Annotated in this window: 17 protein-coding genes and 1 tRNA gene; 12 read left to right on the top strand and 6 right to left on the bottom strand. The window is 38.6% G+C overall.

What is annotated here, in order from left to right; genetic code table 11:
• Nucleotides 1–26 precede the first annotated feature (26 nt).
• Both CBG49_RS12215 and dgt read right to left on the bottom strand, forming a co-directional pair.
• Nucleotides 27–100: transfer RNA gene (locus CBG49_RS12215), tRNA-Asp, on the bottom strand.
• Between the two features lie 145 nt (nucleotides 101–245).
• Nucleotides 246–1,589 (bottom strand): dGTP triphosphohydrolase, encoded by a 1,344-nt coding sequence (dgt, locus tag CBG49_RS12210; RefSeq protein WP_088594679.1) that lies wholly within the window; start codon nucleotides 1,587–1,589, stop codon nucleotides 246–248.
• 134 nt (nucleotides 1,590–1,723) lie between these two features.
• Between dgt and CBG49_RS12205 the strand changes: the two genes are divergently transcribed.
• From CBG49_RS12205 to CBG49_RS12175, 7 genes are all read left to right on the top strand, one after another.
• Entirely contained in the window at nucleotides 1,724–3,871 is a 2,148-nt protein-coding gene (locus CBG49_RS12205) for a S46 family peptidase (RefSeq protein ID WP_088594678.1), read from the top strand.
• A 100-nt stretch (nucleotides 3,872–3,971) separates the two neighbouring features.
• A complete protein-coding gene (locus CBG49_RS12200) occupies nucleotides 3,972–5,000 on the top strand; it encodes a hypothetical protein (RefSeq protein ID WP_227002892.1) in 1,029 nt (342 codons plus the stop codon).
• 22 nt (nucleotides 5,001–5,022) lie between these two features.
• Nucleotides 5,023–6,027 carry a YdgH/BhsA/McbA family protein gene (locus tag CBG49_RS12195; protein ID WP_088594677.1) on the top strand — a complete coding sequence of 335 codons (1,005 nt, stop codon included), beginning with the start codon at nucleotides 5,023–5,025 and terminating at the stop codon, nucleotides 6,025–6,027.
• 19 nt (nucleotides 6,028–6,046) lie between these two features.
• The gene (locus CBG49_RS12190) at nucleotides 6,047–7,006 is read left to right on the top strand and encodes a hypothetical protein (protein WP_088594676.1); all 960 of its coding nucleotides are present in this window, start codon (nucleotides 6,047–6,049) and stop codon (nucleotides 7,004–7,006) included.
• 29 nt (nucleotides 7,007–7,035) lie between these two features.
• Nucleotides 7,036–7,809, top strand: coding sequence for a YdgH/BhsA/McbA family protein (locus CBG49_RS12185; protein ID WP_227002891.1), 774 nt, complete (start codon nucleotides 7,036–7,038; stop codon nucleotides 7,807–7,809).
• A gap of 65 nt (nucleotides 7,810–7,874) precedes the next feature.
• Nucleotides 7,875–8,537: a deoxyribose-phosphate aldolase gene (gene deoC, locus CBG49_RS12180; protein WP_088594675.1), complete on the top strand. Its 663-nt coding sequence runs from the start codon at nucleotides 7,875–7,877 to the stop codon at nucleotides 8,535–8,537.
• Nucleotides 8,537–9,301: an exodeoxyribonuclease III gene (locus CBG49_RS12175; protein WP_088594674.1), complete on the top strand. Its 765-nt coding sequence runs from the start codon at nucleotides 8,537–8,539 to the stop codon at nucleotides 9,299–9,301. The genes deoC and CBG49_RS12175 overlap by 1 nt, the downstream gene beginning before the upstream one ends.
• 81 nt (nucleotides 9,302–9,382) lie before the next feature.
• Here CBG49_RS12175 and CBG49_RS12170 read toward each other — a convergent pair whose 3' ends face one another.
• From CBG49_RS12170 to CBG49_RS12155, 4 genes are all read right to left on the bottom strand, one after another.
• Nucleotides 9,383–10,393, bottom strand: a complete 1,011-nt coding sequence (locus CBG49_RS12170) for a 3-oxoacyl-ACP synthase III family protein (protein ID WP_088594673.1) — start codon at nucleotides 10,391–10,393, stop codon at nucleotides 9,383–9,385.
• Nucleotides 10,394–10,403: 10 nt separating this feature from the next.
• Nucleotides 10,404–11,366, bottom strand: coding sequence for a type I phosphomannose isomerase catalytic subunit (locus CBG49_RS12165; RefSeq protein WP_088594672.1), 963 nt, complete (start codon nucleotides 11,364–11,366; stop codon nucleotides 10,404–10,406).
• A gap of 66 nt (nucleotides 11,367–11,432) precedes the next feature.
• Nucleotides 11,433–12,257 (bottom strand): alpha/beta hydrolase, encoded by an 825-nt coding sequence (locus CBG49_RS12160; protein WP_088595326.1) that lies wholly within the window; start codon nucleotides 12,255–12,257, stop codon nucleotides 11,433–11,435.
• Nucleotides 12,258–12,278: 21 nt separating this feature from the next.
• A complete protein-coding gene (locus CBG49_RS12155) occupies nucleotides 12,279–12,998 on the bottom strand; it encodes a nitroreductase family protein (RefSeq protein WP_088594671.1) in 720 nt (239 codons plus the stop codon).
• Between the two features lie 156 nt (nucleotides 12,999–13,154).
• Between CBG49_RS12155 and rsmH the strand changes: the two genes are divergently transcribed.
• The 5 genes from rsmH to CBG49_RS12130 all read left to right on the top strand — a co-directional run bounded on the left by rsmH (nucleotide 13,155) and on the right by CBG49_RS12130 (nucleotide 18,854).
• Nucleotides 13,155–14,069, top strand: a complete 915-nt coding sequence (gene rsmH / locus CBG49_RS12150) for a 16S rRNA (cytosine(1402)-N(4))-methyltransferase RsmH (RefSeq protein ID WP_088594670.1) — start codon at nucleotides 13,155–13,157, stop codon at nucleotides 14,067–14,069.
• Nucleotides 14,070–14,092: 23 nt separating this feature from the next.
• Nucleotides 14,093–14,419 carry an FtsL-like putative cell division protein gene (locus tag CBG49_RS12145; protein ID WP_009412953.1) on the top strand — a complete coding sequence of 109 codons (327 nt, stop codon included), beginning with the start codon at nucleotides 14,093–14,095 and terminating at the stop codon, nucleotides 14,417–14,419.
• 23 nt (nucleotides 14,420–14,442) lie between these two features.
• Nucleotides 14,443–16,461: a penicillin-binding protein gene (locus tag CBG49_RS12140; protein ID WP_088594669.1), complete on the top strand. Its 2,019-nt coding sequence runs from the start codon at nucleotides 14,443–14,445 to the stop codon at nucleotides 16,459–16,461.
• 176 nt (nucleotides 16,462–16,637) lie between these two features.
• Entirely contained in the window at nucleotides 16,638–17,372 is a 735-nt protein-coding gene (locus CBG49_RS12135) for a hypothetical protein (protein ID WP_088594668.1), read from the top strand.
• An 18-nt stretch (nucleotides 17,373–17,390) separates the two neighbouring features.
• Nucleotides 17,391–18,854 carry a UDP-N-acetylmuramoyl-L-alanyl-D-glutamate--2,6-diaminopimelate ligase gene (locus tag CBG49_RS12130; protein ID WP_088594667.1) on the top strand — a complete coding sequence of 488 codons (1,464 nt, stop codon included), beginning with the start codon at nucleotides 17,391–17,393 and terminating at the stop codon, nucleotides 18,852–18,854.
• The last annotated feature ends 33 nt before the right edge of the window (nucleotides 18,855–18,887 follow it).

The following is an 18,887-nucleotide window of genomic DNA, read 5'->3' as shown; positions in this document are numbered from 1 at the left end:
AAACAACACAACTAAATCTTATGAAGCGGTCTGGACGGGACTCGAACCCGCGACCCCATGCGTGACAGGCATGTATTCTAACCAGCTGAACTACCAGACCATTTATCAATAAATTGTGCAATTCATTTCTTCATTGCGGTTGCAAAAGTACAACTATTTTCAATACCTGCAAATTTTTTGAAGACTTTTTTTTATTTTTTTTAAAACTTTTTTCAAATATTACTGATAATGAACGTTTTGTATTATCACATATTTGAGGTGCGACTGGCAGTTTTTAAGTGCAATTCGAGTGCATTGCTATCGGTAAGGCTTGCTACATAGCAGGTAATACCCATCACTTTGTCGTATATCGACCCCTCTTTGCGGTATTTTTCAGGTAGTTTTTTGAGCAAAAGTTTATCAAATGAGGTTTCTCGTCCATTCTCACGATTGATAATTGCTGTAAAAAAGATGTCTAATAGATGCTGTAAAATCACATAACCCGATACTTCTTTCTCTACTACTTCATCCGATTGATAGATGTGTTCTACACTGCAATCGATTACATCGGTGATTTGGTGACGGTATTTACTATTGTATAATAAGGATTGATGAAAATTGCCAGCGAGGATAGTCTCTTCGTTTTGTAAGAAAATATCGGTAGCATCTTGCACTAATGCCCCGATGGAGACCGCACGTAAATAGGCAATGCGCTCTTCTTTTGTTTGCAACTTGCTGTATTTTTGAGTGTTGATACGATTATCAATAATTGCTCCCAAGTATTCTAAAGCTACTTCTTCGCTGATGAGCCCCAAGTTGATACCATCTTCAAAATCGATAATAGTATAGCAAATATCATCGGCAGCCTCTACCAAGAAAGCCAACGGATGGCGCGCATAACGCAATTCACCAGCTTCACTATTTGATTTGAGTCCTAAAATATCTGCTACTTCTTTGAAGAAAACTTTATCGCCTTGAAAGAATCCATACTTTTTATCAGCTATTCTATTAGTAGGGCGTATAGGCAATGATTCTTTAGGATATTTAGTAAAAGCTCCCAAGGTAGCATACGTAAGGCGCAAACCACCCTCTACTCCTAAGCGCGTTTCGTTGAGAATCCTAAAACCATTGGCATTCCCCTCGAAATTACACAAATCGGCATACTCGGCATCGGTAAGCAAGTGCTTGATGGCTGTTCCTTTTTTAAACTGAAAGAACTCGCCTATTGCCTTTTCGCCACTATGCCCAAAAGGTGGGTTGCCAATATCGTGAGCTACGGCTGCCGCTGCAATAATAGCCCCAAAATCATTAGTTTGATAGCCTAATTCGCGCAAATGAGGGTATTTGGTGAGCAAATGTTTCCCTACGGCACGCCCTAAACTACGTCCTACCACCGACACCTCTATACTGTGAGTGAGGCGAGTATGCACAAAACCTGTTTTAGAAAGCGGAATTACTTGTGTTTTGTCCTGCAAACTGCGAAAAGCACTTGAGAAGACCACACGATCGTAGTCCATATCAAAGCTAAGGCGCGTTTCGTCCTCTTTGAGGCGAGGTCGTGGTGTTGTATCGCCATATTTATTCAACGGAAGTAATTTTTCCCAAATCATATTTTTTTGATTAACGATTGACAATTAAAAAATAATACGTGTAGTGTTCAATCGGCAAAAGTACAAATAATTTGTCAATTAGTTATTTATTAGAAAAATATTCCCTACATTTGCACTTTAATTAAATCAACACTATGAGAAAAATTAACCTCATTCTACTACTTCTTATCTCTTATCTCTTACCTCTTACCTTAACAGCTCAGCAAGGTGGTATGTGGATTCCTTCTCTTCTTGAAGGTATGAATGCCAAGGAAATGAAATCCTTAGGAATGAAAATGTCGGTAAGCGATATTTATAACATCAACAAATCGAGTTTGAAAGATGCTGTGCCCCACTTCAATGGAGGGTGTACTGCTGAAATGATTTCTAATCAAGGGCTCTTGCTCACCAATCACCATTGTGGTTACGGACAAATACAAGCGCATTCTTCAGTACAAAATGACTATCTCACTAATGGTTTTTGGGCTAAAAATCTATCAGATGAGTTGCCTAACAAGAATTTAGAAGTTACTTTTATCGTTCGTATTGAAGATGTAACTAAAAAAGTACTCGCTGATACACAAAACCTCAAAGATGAAACTCTTCGCAATGCCCAAATTGAACGCAATATAGCCTCTTTGGTACAAAACTCACCTAAAGAAAGTTGGCAAGAAAACCGCATTCGTGCATTCTATGAGGGTAACCAATATATCCTTTTTGTAGTTGAAACCTTTAAAGATGTACGTTTGGTAGGCGCTCCCCCTTCAGCTATTGGCAAATTCGGTTCAGATACCGATAATTGGGTGTGGCCTCGCCATACGGGTGATTTTTCTCTCTTCCGTGTCTACGCTGATAAGAACAATCGTCCTGCCGAGTACTCCAAAGACAATGTACCCTATCGCCCTAAATACTTCTTTCCTATCTCGCTCAAAGGAGTGAAAGCGGGTGATTTTACAATGGTTTTTGGTTATCCTGGTCGCACTGAAGAATACCTCCCAGCAGTTGCTGTAGAGCAAATTGTAAATGTACTCAACCCTGCTAAAATAGCCATTCGCGATGTGGTACTTAAAACACAAGACGCATTTATGCGCTCCAATCCCGAAATTAAAATAAAATATGCCTCTAAATATGCCAGTGTTGCCAACTATTGGAAAAAATGGATAGGCGAAACTCAAGGTTTGAAAAAATCGAACGCTGTGGCTATCAAGCGTGCTCAAGAACAAAAATTCATAAAAGAAGTTGAAAAACGCGGTAAAAATGCTGAATATGGACATATTCTACCTCAATTTGCCGAAAAATACACTCAAATTCAAGATTACGCTTTAGCAGCTGGTCTCTACTCGGAACTCGCTATGCGCAATATCGACCTGATTGCTAATGGTTATAAAATACTCCAACTCCGCAATGCGCTGCGTGAAAAAGGCTCTCAATCGTTTGCTGACCGAAAGAAAAACCTTTTAAACAACTTTGAAACTGTATTTAAAAACTACGACCTCAATGTAGATAAAGCTGTGTTTGAACAAGCGATTAGCTATTATGCTAAAACAATGCCTAAAGCCTTGCTATCTCCTAATCTTCAGCAATTTGACGCACACGCTTTGGCTGATAAACTCTATAAAGAATCGTTTTTAGCCTCTAAAGCCGAAATGGATAAAGTACTCAACCTCCCCGATGACGCTTTTGAAAAACGTCTCAAAAACGATGTGGGAGTGCAATTTGTAGAGCAAATCATCTCTCATTTCTACGAAACTGTAATGCCTACTTATCAAAACTTAGATGATGAAATTACAGCACTACAACGCACCTATATGAAAGCTATTTTAGAGTTTTCTAAACCTCAAGACCGCATCTTCCCCGATGCTAATAGCACCTTGCGCGTTACTTATGGCAAGGTAGCAGGCTATTCACCTTTAGATGCTGTAACTTATGATTATATGACCTATTTAGACGGGGTAATGGAAAAATATGTACCGAACGATTACGAGTTTGATGTACCTGCTAAATTGCGTGAACTCTATGAGAAAAAGGACTACGGTATTTATGGCGTTAATGGCAAAATGCCCGTGTGCTTTATAGCGACCAATCACACCACAGGAGGAAACTCAGGAAGTCCTGCTATTGATGCGCAGGGCAACCTCATTGGGCTCAATTTCGACCGCGTATGGGAAGGCACAATGAGTGATATACACTACGATCCTAAAATATGTCGCAACATAATGGTAGATATACGCTATGTGCTTTTCATTATAGATAAATACGCTGGAGCAGGCTATCTGTTAAACGAAATGAAACTGGTGAAATAATGACGAGTTACGAGTTACGAATGACGAGTTACGAATGACGAGTTACGAATGACGAGTTACGAATGACGAGTTACGAATGACGAGTTACAAATAACAACTAATGAAACACTTTATCATATTCTTTTTGGTATTATTATCTACTGGTTGTAACCTCTTTCAAGGAAAACAACCAGCAGGGGAAAGTATTGCGGTAGAGGAAAAGCAGGAAGAGGCTTTACAGATACAACAAGAGGGAGAAACTTTTGTGCCTATAAAAAAAGAAGGCTATGTAATCAATTATAAGGCACCTTTGTATAGAATTCCTGATATAAATTCTCCTACAGAAGAAGCAGAAGGATATTTTGGGAATTGGCAGAGAATAACGGGAGAGTCAGAGCATTTTTATAGAATAGAAGATGAGGAAAAAACGTTCTTTTTTCTCAAGAAAGATATAGGGAAATGTGAAGAAATAGAGTTTACAAAGGAATCTTTGGAACGATGTGATAACATTTTTATCAATGGAGAGGGAGAAAAAGATCATACAGATTTCTCACAATTCTTATCAGTAACACCTATTGGTAAGGAAGAATATTTGAAAGAACAAGAAAATGGAATTGATTTATTGAAAAAAGATACCCTTTTGCACTCTAAAATCAATCAAACGCTTGTTTTTAATTGTAAAAATAAGATTGTAAAATTCAAAGATGAATTGGAGGAAGAGCAAGATGATTCTAAAATATATGAATATGAAGGGTATATAGAATCATTAGGGCAATATGTGGTTTCACTATCAACTTTGGGGTGGATAAGATATATCTTAATAGATAAAATAACGGGGAAACAAATAGAAATAGATGGTTTTCCTTATGCTTCACCTGATAAAAAACATATCATTTGCTTAATAGAGGGAATGGATATGTCAGGTTTTATAATTCTTTATGAAATAAAAAGCCTTTCACCTTTTAAAGTAGAGAAGAAATTGGATATTGTACTCTCATACTGGACACCTTATGATGATAAAGGAAAAGATATATTTTGGGATAAGGAAGGAAATCTTTATGTTTCTATCAATAAAGAAACGTGCTTTTATATAAATTATACGAAGTACAATCCTTCGCGAAAGTATATCAAGATAGGAATTAGAAATTAGTAAATAGTATTATAACTAATCTATGAAATACTTTATCTCTTTTATTTTAACACTATTATTAGCTGGCTGTAATCTCTTTCAAGGAAAACAACCAGCAGGGGAAAGTGTTGCGGTAGAGGAAAAGCAGGAAGAAACGTTTGTGCCAGAGCAGAAGGAGTTGTATGTGATAAATCCTACAACTGAAATATATTCTGCCCCTGATACAACGGCTAAACTTAACTTAAAGTGTGAGTTAGGAGAGCTTGTAGAATTAGAAGCTGAGTCGAAGCATTTCTATAAGATAAAATCACCTACGGATTGTTATTTACTGAAAGAAAATATGGGTACATATAACGAAATCCCACTTACAAAAGAGATTTTAGAAGCAGTTCAGGAGTTAGAAGAAGATGAAAATGAATTTGATATATCTAAAGAAGGAAAAAATCTATCTGATTATTTTACTATTTCACTCATATCAAAGCAAGAGTACCAAAAAGAATTGAAAAATAGAGTAGATTTCAGAACTCCAATAAAAAATTTCACTTACAAAGAGGGAGTACTTTACATCAATCATCAAGCTTATGAAGTAGAGAAAGAAAATATAGAATGGAGTAATTGTGAAAAAGTATGGTGGATAGCACCTTTACAACGTTATCTTGCCTACATAACATACCAAGGAGATGTAGCATATGGATTTTTTATTTTGATAGAGAAAGATACTAAAGAAACAATGAAATTAGGGCAAGAGCCTTTTCTTTCTCCTGATTTCAAGTATTTATTTTGTACAACGAACCCCACATATATGAATTACACAAAAATATCTTTGTACAATGTCCAAAAAGATAGTATTCCCCTTATTGAAATGGTAGCTCAAACAGAAATTAATTATTGGATGCCTTATCACACAAAAGAAACACCTTTGTTTTTTAGCAGTAATGGAAATATTTACGCTTCTTTTAATGTTGAAGGGCTTTTTTGGAAAGGAAAGAAAGATGTTAAACTTAATGACCAACGAAAGTATATCAAGATAGGAATTAGAAATCAGTAAATAGCATTATAACTAATCTATGAAATACTTTATCTTTTTTATTTTAATACTATTATTAGCTGGCTGTAACCTTTTTCAAAGGCAACAGCTGGCAGAGGAAAGTGTTGCAGTAGAGGAAAAACAACAACAAGAAGAAGTGTTTGTGCCAGTGCAGAAGGAGTTGTATGTCATTGATAAGGAAGAACGGGAAGATTATTATCTTTTCGGCGAGAAAATAAAAATAAGTGCAGAAGGAAATGAGTTTTACAAAACTGACAGAGGAGATTATATAAAAAAGAAAGATGTAGGTGATTGGAATACTCTGAAAACTAAAATCACAAGGGATGATCTTACAAAAAACGTAGATATTAACGGAAATTCTAACGATCGTATCACTAAATACCTGAGTATAGATCAAATTTCTTATGAAGAATATCAAGAAGCTCTTAAAAATAAGATAGATTTCCTCATAGAAGACACCCTTGCAATTGTAAAAAAGAATGGCAAACTTACCTTCCCTTGTGAGCATAAAACAGTTTATCTAAAAGACCAGTCTGATAGCGTTGAAGATCCTTTTTCTACAACCTATGCTTATGTAGGGAATGTTCATGTTCTCAATCAATATTTAGTTTTTGAAGATTCTGAAGATTTTTATGCTTATATTTTTATAGATAAAACCACTGGTAAGCAAACTGATTTTGAGCGTTTTCCCTTTCTCTCTCCCGATAAGAAGTATATCATTACAATAGGGAGAGCTTATGAAGATTTAGTGGGAACGATTTCTTTGTATCGCATAAAAAGCATAAAACCATTTGTGATTGAAACTTTAGTAAATGAAGACATAAAATGGTGGGCAACCTATGATTTTGATAAAGAACCCATCTTTTTTAGTAAAAATGGTTTCTTATACGCCCCGATGAATGTTATCCCAAACTTTTTTGATGAGCATAATAATCCTAACAAACAGCGAATGTATATCAAGATAGGAATTAGAAATTAGAAATTAGTAAATAGCATTATAACTAATCTATGAAATACTTTATCTCTTTTATTTTAACACTATTATTAGCTGGTTGTAACCTCTTTCAAGGGCAACAGCAGGCAGGGGAAAGTGTTGCTCCTACTGAAGAACCTCAAATACAAACAGAAAATTCTGCTAAAGAGGATAAACCTACAGAAAAGGAGCTTTTAGAAACAATGGGAGACACTTCTGATACTAAGGCTTTGGGGAAATATTTTACTATAGAAAAGGTTTCGAAGCAGGAATACCTACAAGCATTGAAACATCGCTATTATTTTCTCACTAACGACAATTTAAGAATTGAAAAACAAGATGGTGTGATTGAGCTTCCTTGTAAAAATAAAACTGTTACATTTGAAGATACAGAAGCATCAGAGGAGTTTGGAGATGCTGAAAGATATGATTATTTAGGTGAAATACCTGATTTAAATCAATATCTAGTGAGATATACAGTTTATAGAGCTCAAGAAATTCTTTTTATTGATAAACAAACAGGTAATCAGACTAAAATGGAAGGCGAACCGCTCTTATCACCTGATAGAAACTATGTAATAGGGACATATAGAGATGTTTTGGGAACATTTTTAATGTTTTATAAAGTAAAACAAGCGAAATCATTCACTTTAAAAGAACTTATTACTGTTAGCCCTCAATATTGGACAATTGATTACAGTGAAAAAGAAGCAATATTCTTTAGCAAAAACAACTATCTGTATATATCTATAATATTTAAAGAAAATTACAATCAACGAGAATATATTAAAATAGGAATTAGGAGTTAGAAGTTAGAAATTAGTATCGTACTTATCTCTTACCTCTTACTTCTTACCTCTTAACTAAAAAAACTATGGAATTAAACAAACTCATTGACCACACGCTTCTAAAAGCTACAGCTACCATTAGCGAGATTGAAACTCTTTGTAAAGAGGCTGTGGAGTACGATTTTTATTCGGTATGTGTGAATAGTGGCTATGTAGCAACCGCTAAAAAATTCTTAACAGGTACTGACATCAAGGTATGTAGTGTAGTAGGCTTCCCCTTAGGAGCAATGTCGGCTAAAGCCAAATATTTTGAAACAGGTGAAGCCCTTGCTGATGGTGCTGATGAAATTGATATGGTGCTGAATGTAGGTTGGCTTAAATCAGGGAAAACCAATCAAGTATTGGACGAAATTATCGCTCTTAAACGCTGTGTAGGTGAAAACCGCGTGCTGAAAGTCATCCTCGAAACTTGTTACCTTACTGATGAAGAAAAACGCTTGGCTTGCCGTTTAGCCCTTGATGCTAAAGCCGATTTTGTAAAAACTTCTACAGGCTTTGGTACGGGGGGCGCAACACTCGCCGATGTAAAACTGATGAAAGAATGTGTGCAACATAAGGCTAAAGTGAAAGCCTCTGGAGGTATACGCGACTATGAAACAGCTATGCAATACGTAAACCTTGGTGTAGAGCGTATAGGTACTTCTAACGGAATTGCTATCTTAAAAGGAGAGAAAGGAAGTGGCTACTAATGAAGATTATCAGTTACAATGTAAACGGTATAAGGGCAGCCCTTACTAAAGGCTTTGCCGATTGGCTGAAAAATGCTAACCCCGATGTATTATGTCTGCAAGAGATAAAAGCCTTTGAAGACCAGATACCTACAGAAGTATTTACTGAATTAGGGTATACTTATCAATATTACCACAGTGCCGAAAAGAAAGGTTATAGCGGTGTGGCTATCCTCTCTAAAATCGAACCTAAGCACGTGGAAGTAGGCACAGGAATTGATTATATGGACAAGGAAGGACGGGTACTTCGTGCTGATTTTGAGACACTCTCAGTAATGAGTCTCTATTTGCCCTCAGGTACGAACCCCGATCGTTTGGATTTCAAACTCACTTTTATGGCTGACTTTCAAAAGTATATTGATAAACTCAAAGAAACAGTGCCTAACCTCGTTATCTGTGGTGATTACAACATCTGTCACGAGGCAATCGATATACACGACCCCGTGCGCAACGCTACTGTATCAGGCTTTTTGCCCGTAGAGCGCGAGTGGTTAGACAAGTTTATGAAGAGTGGTTTTATTGACAGTTTCCGTTATTTCCACAAAGAGCCACATCAGTACTCGTGGTGGAGCTATCGCGCCAATGCTCGCAACAACAACAAAGGTTGGCGGATTGACTATCACTTAGTATCAGCACCTTTAGAAAACCGAATGGAACGTGCGCTTATTCTTCCTGAGGCAAAACACAGCGACCATTGCCCTATTGTATTAGAGATTAGGAGTTAGAAATTAGAAGTTAGGAGATAAAAAAAGCTGTTGAACAAATTGTAATGTTCAACAGCTTTTTTATTGTCTGCCACGCTGTGGCTACCATCTTATAATGGCACTTGCCCAAGTGAAACCACTACCAAAAGCAGCAAGTACTACGAGGTCGCCGTCCTTGATTTTGCCTTGTTGAACTGCTTCGGTAAGAGCAATAGGCACAGAAGCGGCGGTAGTGTTACCATATTTCATTATATTGTTAAACACCTGCTCATCAGTGAGTTTGAATTGATGTTGTACAAATTGTGAGATACGCAAATTAGCTTGGTGAGGAATCAGCATATTGATATCTTCGCGAGAAAGTCCGTTAGCTTTTAGACCTTCTTCAATCACTTCGGCAAAGCGCACTACAGCATTTTTAAATACAAACTGACCGTTCATATTAGGGTAATAACTCACATCATCAGGGTCGTTTTCAGCCAATATTTGAGGCACCCATTTGGTACCTACCCCAGGTGCTATCATTGCCAATTGCTCGGCGTGCTCACCTTGACTGTGCAAGTGAGTAGAGAGAATACCGCGTTCGGGGTCATCGGAGCGAGAAACGATAGCAGCCCCAGCACCATCACCAAAGAGCACTGCCATATTGCGACCGCGAGTGGTCATATCCAGTGCAGGTGATTGGGTTTCAGCACCTATCACAAGAATATTTTTGTACATCCCCGTTTTGATATACTGGTCGGCTACAGAGAGCGCGTAAAGAAAGCCCGAACATTGGTTGCGAATATCGAGAGCCCCTACGTTAGGCAAGCCCAATTCTTTTTGTACTAATACCCCGCAACCTGGGAAATAAAAGTCGGGACTGAGGGTTGCAAACACAATAAAGTCTATTTCTTCTTTATTGATTTTAGCAACTTCAATAGCTTTTAAGCTCGCTTTTACCCCCATTGAGGTAGTGGTATCACTGCCTTTTAGGGCGTGACGACGCTCTTTGATACCAGTGCGCTCTTGAATCCATTCATCACTGGTATCCATTAGTTTGGATAAGTCGTCGTTAGTAACTACATTGTCAGGGACGTAAAATCCTAATCCCTTAATTCTTGAACGATATAACATATTTTTAGTTTTAGATAAACACTTCTAATAAATCCATCCCTTTGGTCTTTACCTCTAATTTGTGGCAAGAAGCAGGGAAAAGCATGGTTTCACCTTGTTTGATAGGCAATTCGGTAGTGCCATCACCGATGACACCTTCACCTTTTACGCACATATAGATATGGAAAGAATCATCTTGAGCAAGCAACTTCTCAAAACCAGCTGTAAGTGGCAATAAATTAGTAATAAAATAAGGGCAATTCACCACTTTGTTCACCTCATTAGCATTTTGAGAGTACTGCACTTTAAAGTCGTCTTTCTTCTCATAGTCGATTGCATCGAGAGCGAGTTCAGTGTGGAGTTCGCGCAAGTTGCCATTTTTATCGCGACGGTTGAAGTCGTACACGCGGTAGGTGATATCACTGGTTTGTTGTATTTCGGCAATGATAATTCCCTTACCTATGGCGTGCACTTTGCCCGTGTTGATAAAAAAAGTATCGCCATCTTTCACTTTTTCGTAGTTGAGAATATCGGTGAGTGTACCATTATCAAGATGCTGTTGATACTCCTCTTTGGTTACTGTTTTGTTGAAGCCTACGATAAGTTCAGCTCCTGCATCGGCGTGAAGCACATACCACATTTCGGTTTTACCAAAAGAGTTGTGGCGTTCTTTTGCCAATTGATCATTAGGGTGCACTTGTATAGAGAGGTCTTCACGTGCATCTATAAACTTAATAAGGATAGGAAAATCACGACCAAAACGCTGGTGTACGTGTTTGCCTAATAGTTCATTAGGGTATAAATCAATGAGTTCTTGGAGACTTTTACCTTCAAGAGCTCCATTGGCTACTACAGAGATATCGCCTGGTACTCCTGATACTTCCCAGCTTTCGCCTGTAATATCACTTTCAATAGGTTTGTTGAATAATGTTTTTAGTTTAGTGCCTCCCCAAAGACGTTCTTTAAGGATTGGTTTAAATTTTATTGGATACATTTTTATTAAGGTTGTTAGTTAAAGTGCAAAGATACGAATAATTTGCCAATTAGCAAAATCAACTCATTATCTCAAGTTTTTCAGCATAAATTGTGTCATTATCTTTGCTGTTTGCGCTTCTTTGGCAGTAAACAAATGGTCCCCTCTTTCTATAAGACTTACCTTACAATGCTTGTAGAAAAAAGGCAAATTCTCGCTATAGGTATAAGATATCATCCGATCCCCTGTGCCGTGAATGACCAGCACCTGACCTTTGTAGGTACTCGCTTTCTGAATAAGTTTACAGCGTTGTGCTGAGAGAATATAGTCTTTCCCCACAGTTACTTTTCCTCCAAAAAAAGAAAGCTCCTCAGGTACATTCAATGGGTCGAAAGTGGCATCGAACAGTACCCCTTGTGATAGTATGTCGTGAATTGTAGAAGCAGGTGCTAACAAGCCCAATGCTTTAACGTTTTTCTTTCCTAATTCTGCACTCAAAAGCATCGCTATAGCCCCTCCTTGCGAGTGTCCTATCAAGCCTATCTTACCTACGAAAGAGAGTCTTTTAGTAAATGCCATTATACGCCGTGCATCTTCTAACTCATTATCTAACGACATTTTCTTAAAATCTCCTTCACTTTCCCCGTGTGCGTTAAAGTCAAAGCGTACTGAGGCAATACCGTGTGCGGCTAAGCTATCCGCCAAAGTAGCATATAACTTTTTGTCTTTATTGCTGGTCAGTGCGTGAAAGATAATCACAGTAGGGATTTTCTGAGATTTTTTCACAGTATCAGGGGTCGTAACCACTCCGTGAAGTGTTCCTACAGAACCTTGAATAGTTACAGGTTCTGTTTTAGCATTTGCCCAATGAAAGGTAAGTAAAAAACTAAGAATTAAAGTGCTAATTTTCATATTTACTAATTTTCCCATTTGCTAATTATTTCTATAAACTTCCTCAAACGGCAATCTAAACCTTTCGCCCCAGATACCGCGCTCTTCACGAATTCCACAAGTAATGACCATACTCACCTCAGCCCCGCAAGATAAATGTAACAGTCTCTTAATACGACGGCTGTCGTAACCCTCTAACGGACAAGTATCGTACCCTTCCTCTGCCATTGCCAGCATAAAAGTTTGCGCTACAAGTCCACAGCTTTTGTGTACACTCACGCGAATATCGCCTTCGGAAAGTTGTTGCATCATAGGGCGAAACCAACTGGTAACCACCCCAAACAATTTACGGAAACCGCCTAACAAGCCAAAAAAACGACTGTACACAAAGGGCATCAGTTTGCCGTAATATGCCTCTTTGTCTTTAATGCGTTTGGTTTGCCTTTCGAGCGGACTGTTGCGCTGTACATTACCGCGTTCAAAATCCAAAATCATCTTAGCGTGCGCGCGGTGCTTGTCTTGACGGGTAACAAAAACCACCATCTGTTGTGCGGTGACAGCCGTACGCTGGTCGAGACAGGCGTGAGCGAGCTTTTTAAGTAACTCTTTATTGGTAATATGGTACAGCTCATACAGTTGCATATTCGAACTAGTAGGTGCTAATGTAGCGAGCTGAAGGCATTCACGCACCTTTTCCTCACTGATGGGCGTAGGCGCATAATAGCGTACCGCCCTACGAAAGTTTAAAATATCTTTTAACATAGAATTAGTGTTTAGTAGTCAGCTAAATTTCCTGACATTTCTTATTGATTTTTATTTTGTAATGACAAAATTACAAAAAGAAACTGAAACGAACAAAATATTGCTAATTCGCTAATTATTTGTACCTTTGCCCTCTGTTTTAGAACATTTTGTAATATGAACGATAATTCCTCTTATCACATTCCCGTTTTGTTGCAACAAAGTGTTGAAGGTTTGGCAATTAAGCCCAATGGCACTTATGTAGATGTCACTTTTGGCGGTGGTGGTCATTCGCGTGAAATCCTTAAACATTTAGGCAATGAGGGGCGACTTTTTGCTTTCGACCAAGATGTTGATGCAGCTGCCAATGCTATAGCCGATGATCGTTTTACACTCATTCAGCAGAATTTCAAATATTTGCGACAATACTTGCGTTTCTACGGTGTCACACAAGTAGACGGGGTTTTAGGTGATTTTGGGGTTTCTTCTCATCAATTTGATGTTGCCGAACGCGGTTTTTCTACTCGTTTTGAAGGTACTTTAGATATGCGTATGAACCAAAATGCAACGGTTTCGGCTAAAGAAATTGTAAATGAATATGATGAAGAAGATTTAAGTCGATTGTTTTTCAGTTATGGTGAGCTGAAAAACGCCAAAGCTATCGCTCGGGCGATTATCAATTATAGAGCACAGAAGCCTATTCAATTAGGCAGTGAGTTACAAGAGGCTGTAAAGAGTTTTTTACCCAAGTTCAAGGAAAACAAAGTGTTGGCGCAAATCTATCAGGCAATACGCATAGAGGTGAATGGTGAAATGGAGGCTTTAGAATCGTTTTTGTTACAACTACCCGATGTGGTGAAACCTGGGGGGCGCATCAGTCTCATCAGCTATCACTCGCTTGAAGACCGTGCCGTGAAACGCTTTATACGCGACGGACAATTAGAAGGCACTCCCGAAAAAGATTGGTTTGGCAATGTGTCAGTTCCGTTTAAAAAAGTAGGCGGACTTATCACTACTACCGATAGTGAGATTGCAATGAATAACCGAGCTCGCAGTGCTAAACTTCGCATTGCTGAACGCATAAACTCTTAATTCTTAACTTTTAACTAAAAAAAATGGGAAGAGCTACCGACGAAATTAAAAATATACTACGCGGAAAGTTTTTTGTAGGCAAAGACGCTTTTAAAAGCTGGATGTTTGTTGGCTTTCTGTTTGTGCTGATTATCATAATGATTACCAGTTCACAGCGGGTAGATGCCAAAGTACACCAAATTGCTAAACTGAATGAAGAGGTGAATGAACTCAAAAGTCAGTTTGTAGATGTGCGTTCGCGCTTACAGAAGGTGCGATTAGAGTCGTCGCTGTTAGAACAATTAGAATCTAAAGGACTCAAGCAGCCTGAGAAACCACCACAAAAAATTAAAGTAATTGTAGAAGAATAACAAAACAATAAGGAGGTAAAGCATTGGAAAAAAGCGACAAAAAAATAACTGCACGCACTTACTTTGTAGCATTGGTAATCCTGCTGATGATTATAATAATAGCCGTAAAACTCATCAAAATACAAATAGAAGGTGATGAATATCGCGCCAAAGTAGACGAAACTACTTTGCGTGAGGCTGATATTATCCCCAGTCAAGGCAATTTGTATTCCGATGATGGGAGTCTATTGGCTACCTCGGTAACTCGTTATGATATTCGTTGGGACGGGATAGCCCCTTCTAAAGCTAATTTTAACAAATATGTAAAATCGCTAAGTGATTCCCTTTCAAAGATGTTTGGTCGTCCAAGTAACTACTATTTGAATCTACTTAAAAAAGAACGCAATTTAAAGAACAGATACTTACTTATCGCAAGTAATTTAGGCTATAGTGAATACGCACGTATCAAAAAATTTCCACTGTTTGACAAAGGCCCCTACAAAGGGGGAATCATTATAGAGAAAAACATCAAACGCGAATATCCGTTAGGGGGGATTGCTCACCGCAGTATTGGTTATGCGCGTACCGATGAAACTGGTTACACTACCCGTGTAGGGCTTGAAGGTGCTTATGCCAATTACCTTTTGGGTACTAAAGGACGACGCTTAGAACAGAAAATCGCCAAAGGACAGTGGAAACTCGCCAGTGGGTTTGATATTATAGAACCTAAAGATGGTTATGATGTAGTCTCTACTATCAATATCAACATACAAGATATTGCACACCACGCCTTACTTACCCAGCTTAAGAAATACAAAGCTCAGCACGGTTGCGTGATTGTAATGGAAGTGAGTACAGGCGAGATAAAAGCTATTTCCAATCTTGAGTTAAACAAAAAAAACGACACCTATGCCGAGCGTTATAACTTTGCTATAGGCGAAGCTCACGAACCTGGGTCGGTATTCAAATTGATGACAGTTGTCGCTGCTATGGAAACCCGCAATATCGATACCACTTATGTAGTGGATATAAAAGACGGAAAACAACAGTACTACGATAAGACTTTTCAAGATTCACAACACCATTTCACGGGGCGCATTAGCTTAAACAAAGCCTTTTCGGTATCCTCAAACGTGGGGATGACTGAGTTAGTACACTCACTATTTGCGAAAACCCCTTCAGATTTTACCACTCAATTGCTAAAAATGAATCTCAATCAGCAGTTAGGCTTACCCATCTTAGGTGAAGGAGCTCCTTTTATTCCTACACCACGCGACAAGCTATGGAGTGGGGTGACCCTCGAATCTATGGCCATAGGTTATGCCGTAAAAATTACCCCTTTGCAGAGCTTGGCTTTCTACAACGCTATTGCCAATGGGGGAGTGATGGTAAAACCCCGAATGATCAAGGAAGTAAAAGAATGGAACAAAGCAATAGAAAAGTTTAATGTAGAGATTATCAACGGAAAAATTTGCTCTAAACAAACTGCCGATAAAGCTAAGGGAATGCTCGCCGATGTAGTGAGACGTTCGTATGGATCAGGACACCGACTTTATTCCCCCGATTTTTCGATGGCAGGCAAAACAGGAACTGCTCGTAAAAACTACGCCAATGCGGATGCAAGCAAACTGAGTTATATATCCTCGTTTGCAGGATTTTTCCCAGTAGATAACCCAAAATACTCGTGTATAGTAGTCATTCACGAACCCGACCGCAGTGTGGGGATTTACGGTGCCGATGTATCGGGACCTGTATTCAAAAGTATAGCTCATAAAATCTATACTAATTCACTGTTGATGGACACCGTAGAAGATGTGGAAAATGTATCGGGAAAAACTACTAAAAACTATGAAGATTACTATGCTAAGGCTGCAAAATACAAAACAGTAATGCCCGATCTTACAGGTATGAATGTAATGGATGCTATTGCTTTACTCGAAAATATGGGCTTACGAGTGAAATTCTCGGGCGAAGGCAAAGTAAGTAGCCAATCGGTTGCCAAAGGTGCCAAAGTAGCGCGCAATACCATAGTAGTTTTACAGTGTGGAGAATTAACTAATTAGTCAATTTGTCAATTAGCAAATGATTGCGTCTCTACACTTTGCCAAAGTTTCAGACTTTGGCAAAGTTGATTACTCTGATAATCAATCACTTTTAGAGTACGTTGTGTAAGGGCGTTTTGCAAACGCCCCCAAAGAAAAACTTTTTGAACAGCCTCTTGAACTCTTAAAATGATAAAATGAAAATATTCTTTATCACAACATTCGTTTTCATCACCTCATTAGCTGTAGCGCAACCTTGCTCTTACAAAGATTTAGAGCAAACAATAACAAGTCTTTATACTAAAGTAAAACCTTGCAATCTCTCTATTGCTAAAATGGATTTTACTCCTGTTCTTTTATATAAAGAAACTGATTTTTTAGGTGCGATTGGCACTCACAAAAAGCGATTGGTAGTTCAGTTTACAAGTATTAAAAAAGATAATACACAACCATCATTATACCAAGTAGAAGGCTGGACACGTGTAGCTAAAAACACCCGTAAGTTTAGAGGAACTATTATTATAAACACACTAAAAACACTCGTAAATTCTGAAGAAACCAACTTTAAGGAAGAAGGAATTGCTGAAGGTAACTTTCTTTTTGATGAATATGAAAACCTTCCTGCAACTGGTATTTTTAAGGGGAAAGTATTACTTTGTTGGGCTATTTCTAACAAAGGAAATTTAGAGTATAACGATTTCTATGAAGGAGCTGACCCTTATTTCAACAATGCTTTTATTGGAACGTGGACAAGCAAACAAACACAGAAAACACAGCAAGTAAGTTGGGCATATTATCGCGTACCTTGTTCAGGTGATTTAGATATAGGGGCAGGAGAGTTTATTCCCAATAAGAAATACTTAAAATACGGCTGGGACGAATTTATCAACGAAATGAAAGCCCAATACCCTGGCTATGCTCCTTATAATTAACAAATTGACTAATAACTAATGACTAATTTAAACACATTACTTAAAAACATCTCTATAAAGGCTTCTCTTTATGAAGAAGACAAACCTATTACTTCTGTTTGCTTTGATTCTCGCAAGGTGGAAAAAGGAAGTATGTTTGTTGCTATTTCTGGCACTCAATCTAACGGACACGAATATATAGACCAAGCCACTCGCAATGGGGCAACCGCTATCGTCTGTGAGCAATTACCCCAATTGCTCTTCCCTGATGTGAGCTATATCATTGTACCTAATACCCATAGTGCCTTAGCTCTTATCGCGGCTAACTTCTATGGCAATCCTTCCGAAAAACTTACCTTAGTAGGTGTTACAGGCACTAACGGAAAGACTACTATTGCAACGCTTCTCTACCAATTGTTTAGAAAAGCAGGACAAAAAGCAGGTTTGCTCTCTACCGTAGCAGTATACGTAGACGACCAGCGTTTTGAAGCTACCCACACCACCCCCGACCCTCTTCAACTAAATCATTATCTGCATTTAATGGTAGAACAAGGGGTGAAATACTGCTTTATGGAAGTCAGTTCGCACGGTATCGACCAGCATCGCACCGAAGGGCTACAGTTTGCAGGTGGTATTTTCACTAACCTCACCCGTGATCACCTCGACTATCACAAAACCTTCGCTGCCTATCGCGATGTGAAAAAGCGTTTCTTTGATGCGTTGCCTGCTACCGCTTTTGCCTTAGTAAACAACGATGATAAAAATGGGGCTTTTATGCTACAAAACACCAAAGCCCAAAAGAAAACTTACGCTCTCAAAACCTATTCAGATTATAAAGCATATATCATTGAGAGCAGATTTGACGGCTTGCTGTTGCGCATCAATCAGCACGAGGTATGGACAAAACTCATAGGGGAGTTCAATGCCTACAACCTTTTGGCGGTATATGCAGCAGCTACACTTTTAGGTATTGACGAACTTGAGGCGCTTACACTCATCAGTGCTATAGAACCCGTGGCTGGGCGTTTCCAGTACGCTGTATCGGCTACGGGAGTGATTACCATCGTAGATTACGCTCATACCCCCGATGCCCTTGAAAACGTTCTAAAAACCATCAACGATATACGCACTCACAACGAGACACTCACTACTGTAGTGGGTTGTGGGGGCAATCGCGACAAAGGCAAACGCCCTATAATGGCTGATATCGCTACAACCCTCAGCGATAATGTCATCCTCACTTCCGACAATCCTCGCAACGAAGAACCTGAGACGATTCTTGCCGAAATGGAACAAGGGGTACAGCCACAACACTTCCACAAAGTACAAACCATCACCGACCGCCGTCAGGCAATACAATCCGTTTGTAAGAACGCCCAAAAAGGCGATATCATCCTCATCGCCGGTAAGGGACACGAAACTTACCAAGAAATTAAAGGCGTAAAACACCATTTTGACGACTTTGAAACTGTCCGCGAGTTTTTAGAATTGTACAAGAAGTAGGAGTTAGGAATTAGAAAATAGAAATTAGACTTT

This window comes from Capnocytophaga endodontalis, assembly GCF_002209445.1.
GTDB classification, from domain to species: domain Bacteria; phylum Bacteroidota; class Bacteroidia; order Flavobacteriales; family Flavobacteriaceae; genus Capnocytophaga; species Capnocytophaga periodontitidis.
Note: the sequence above shows the minus strand (reverse complement) of the source record. Positions and strands in the feature narration are given on the sequence as shown.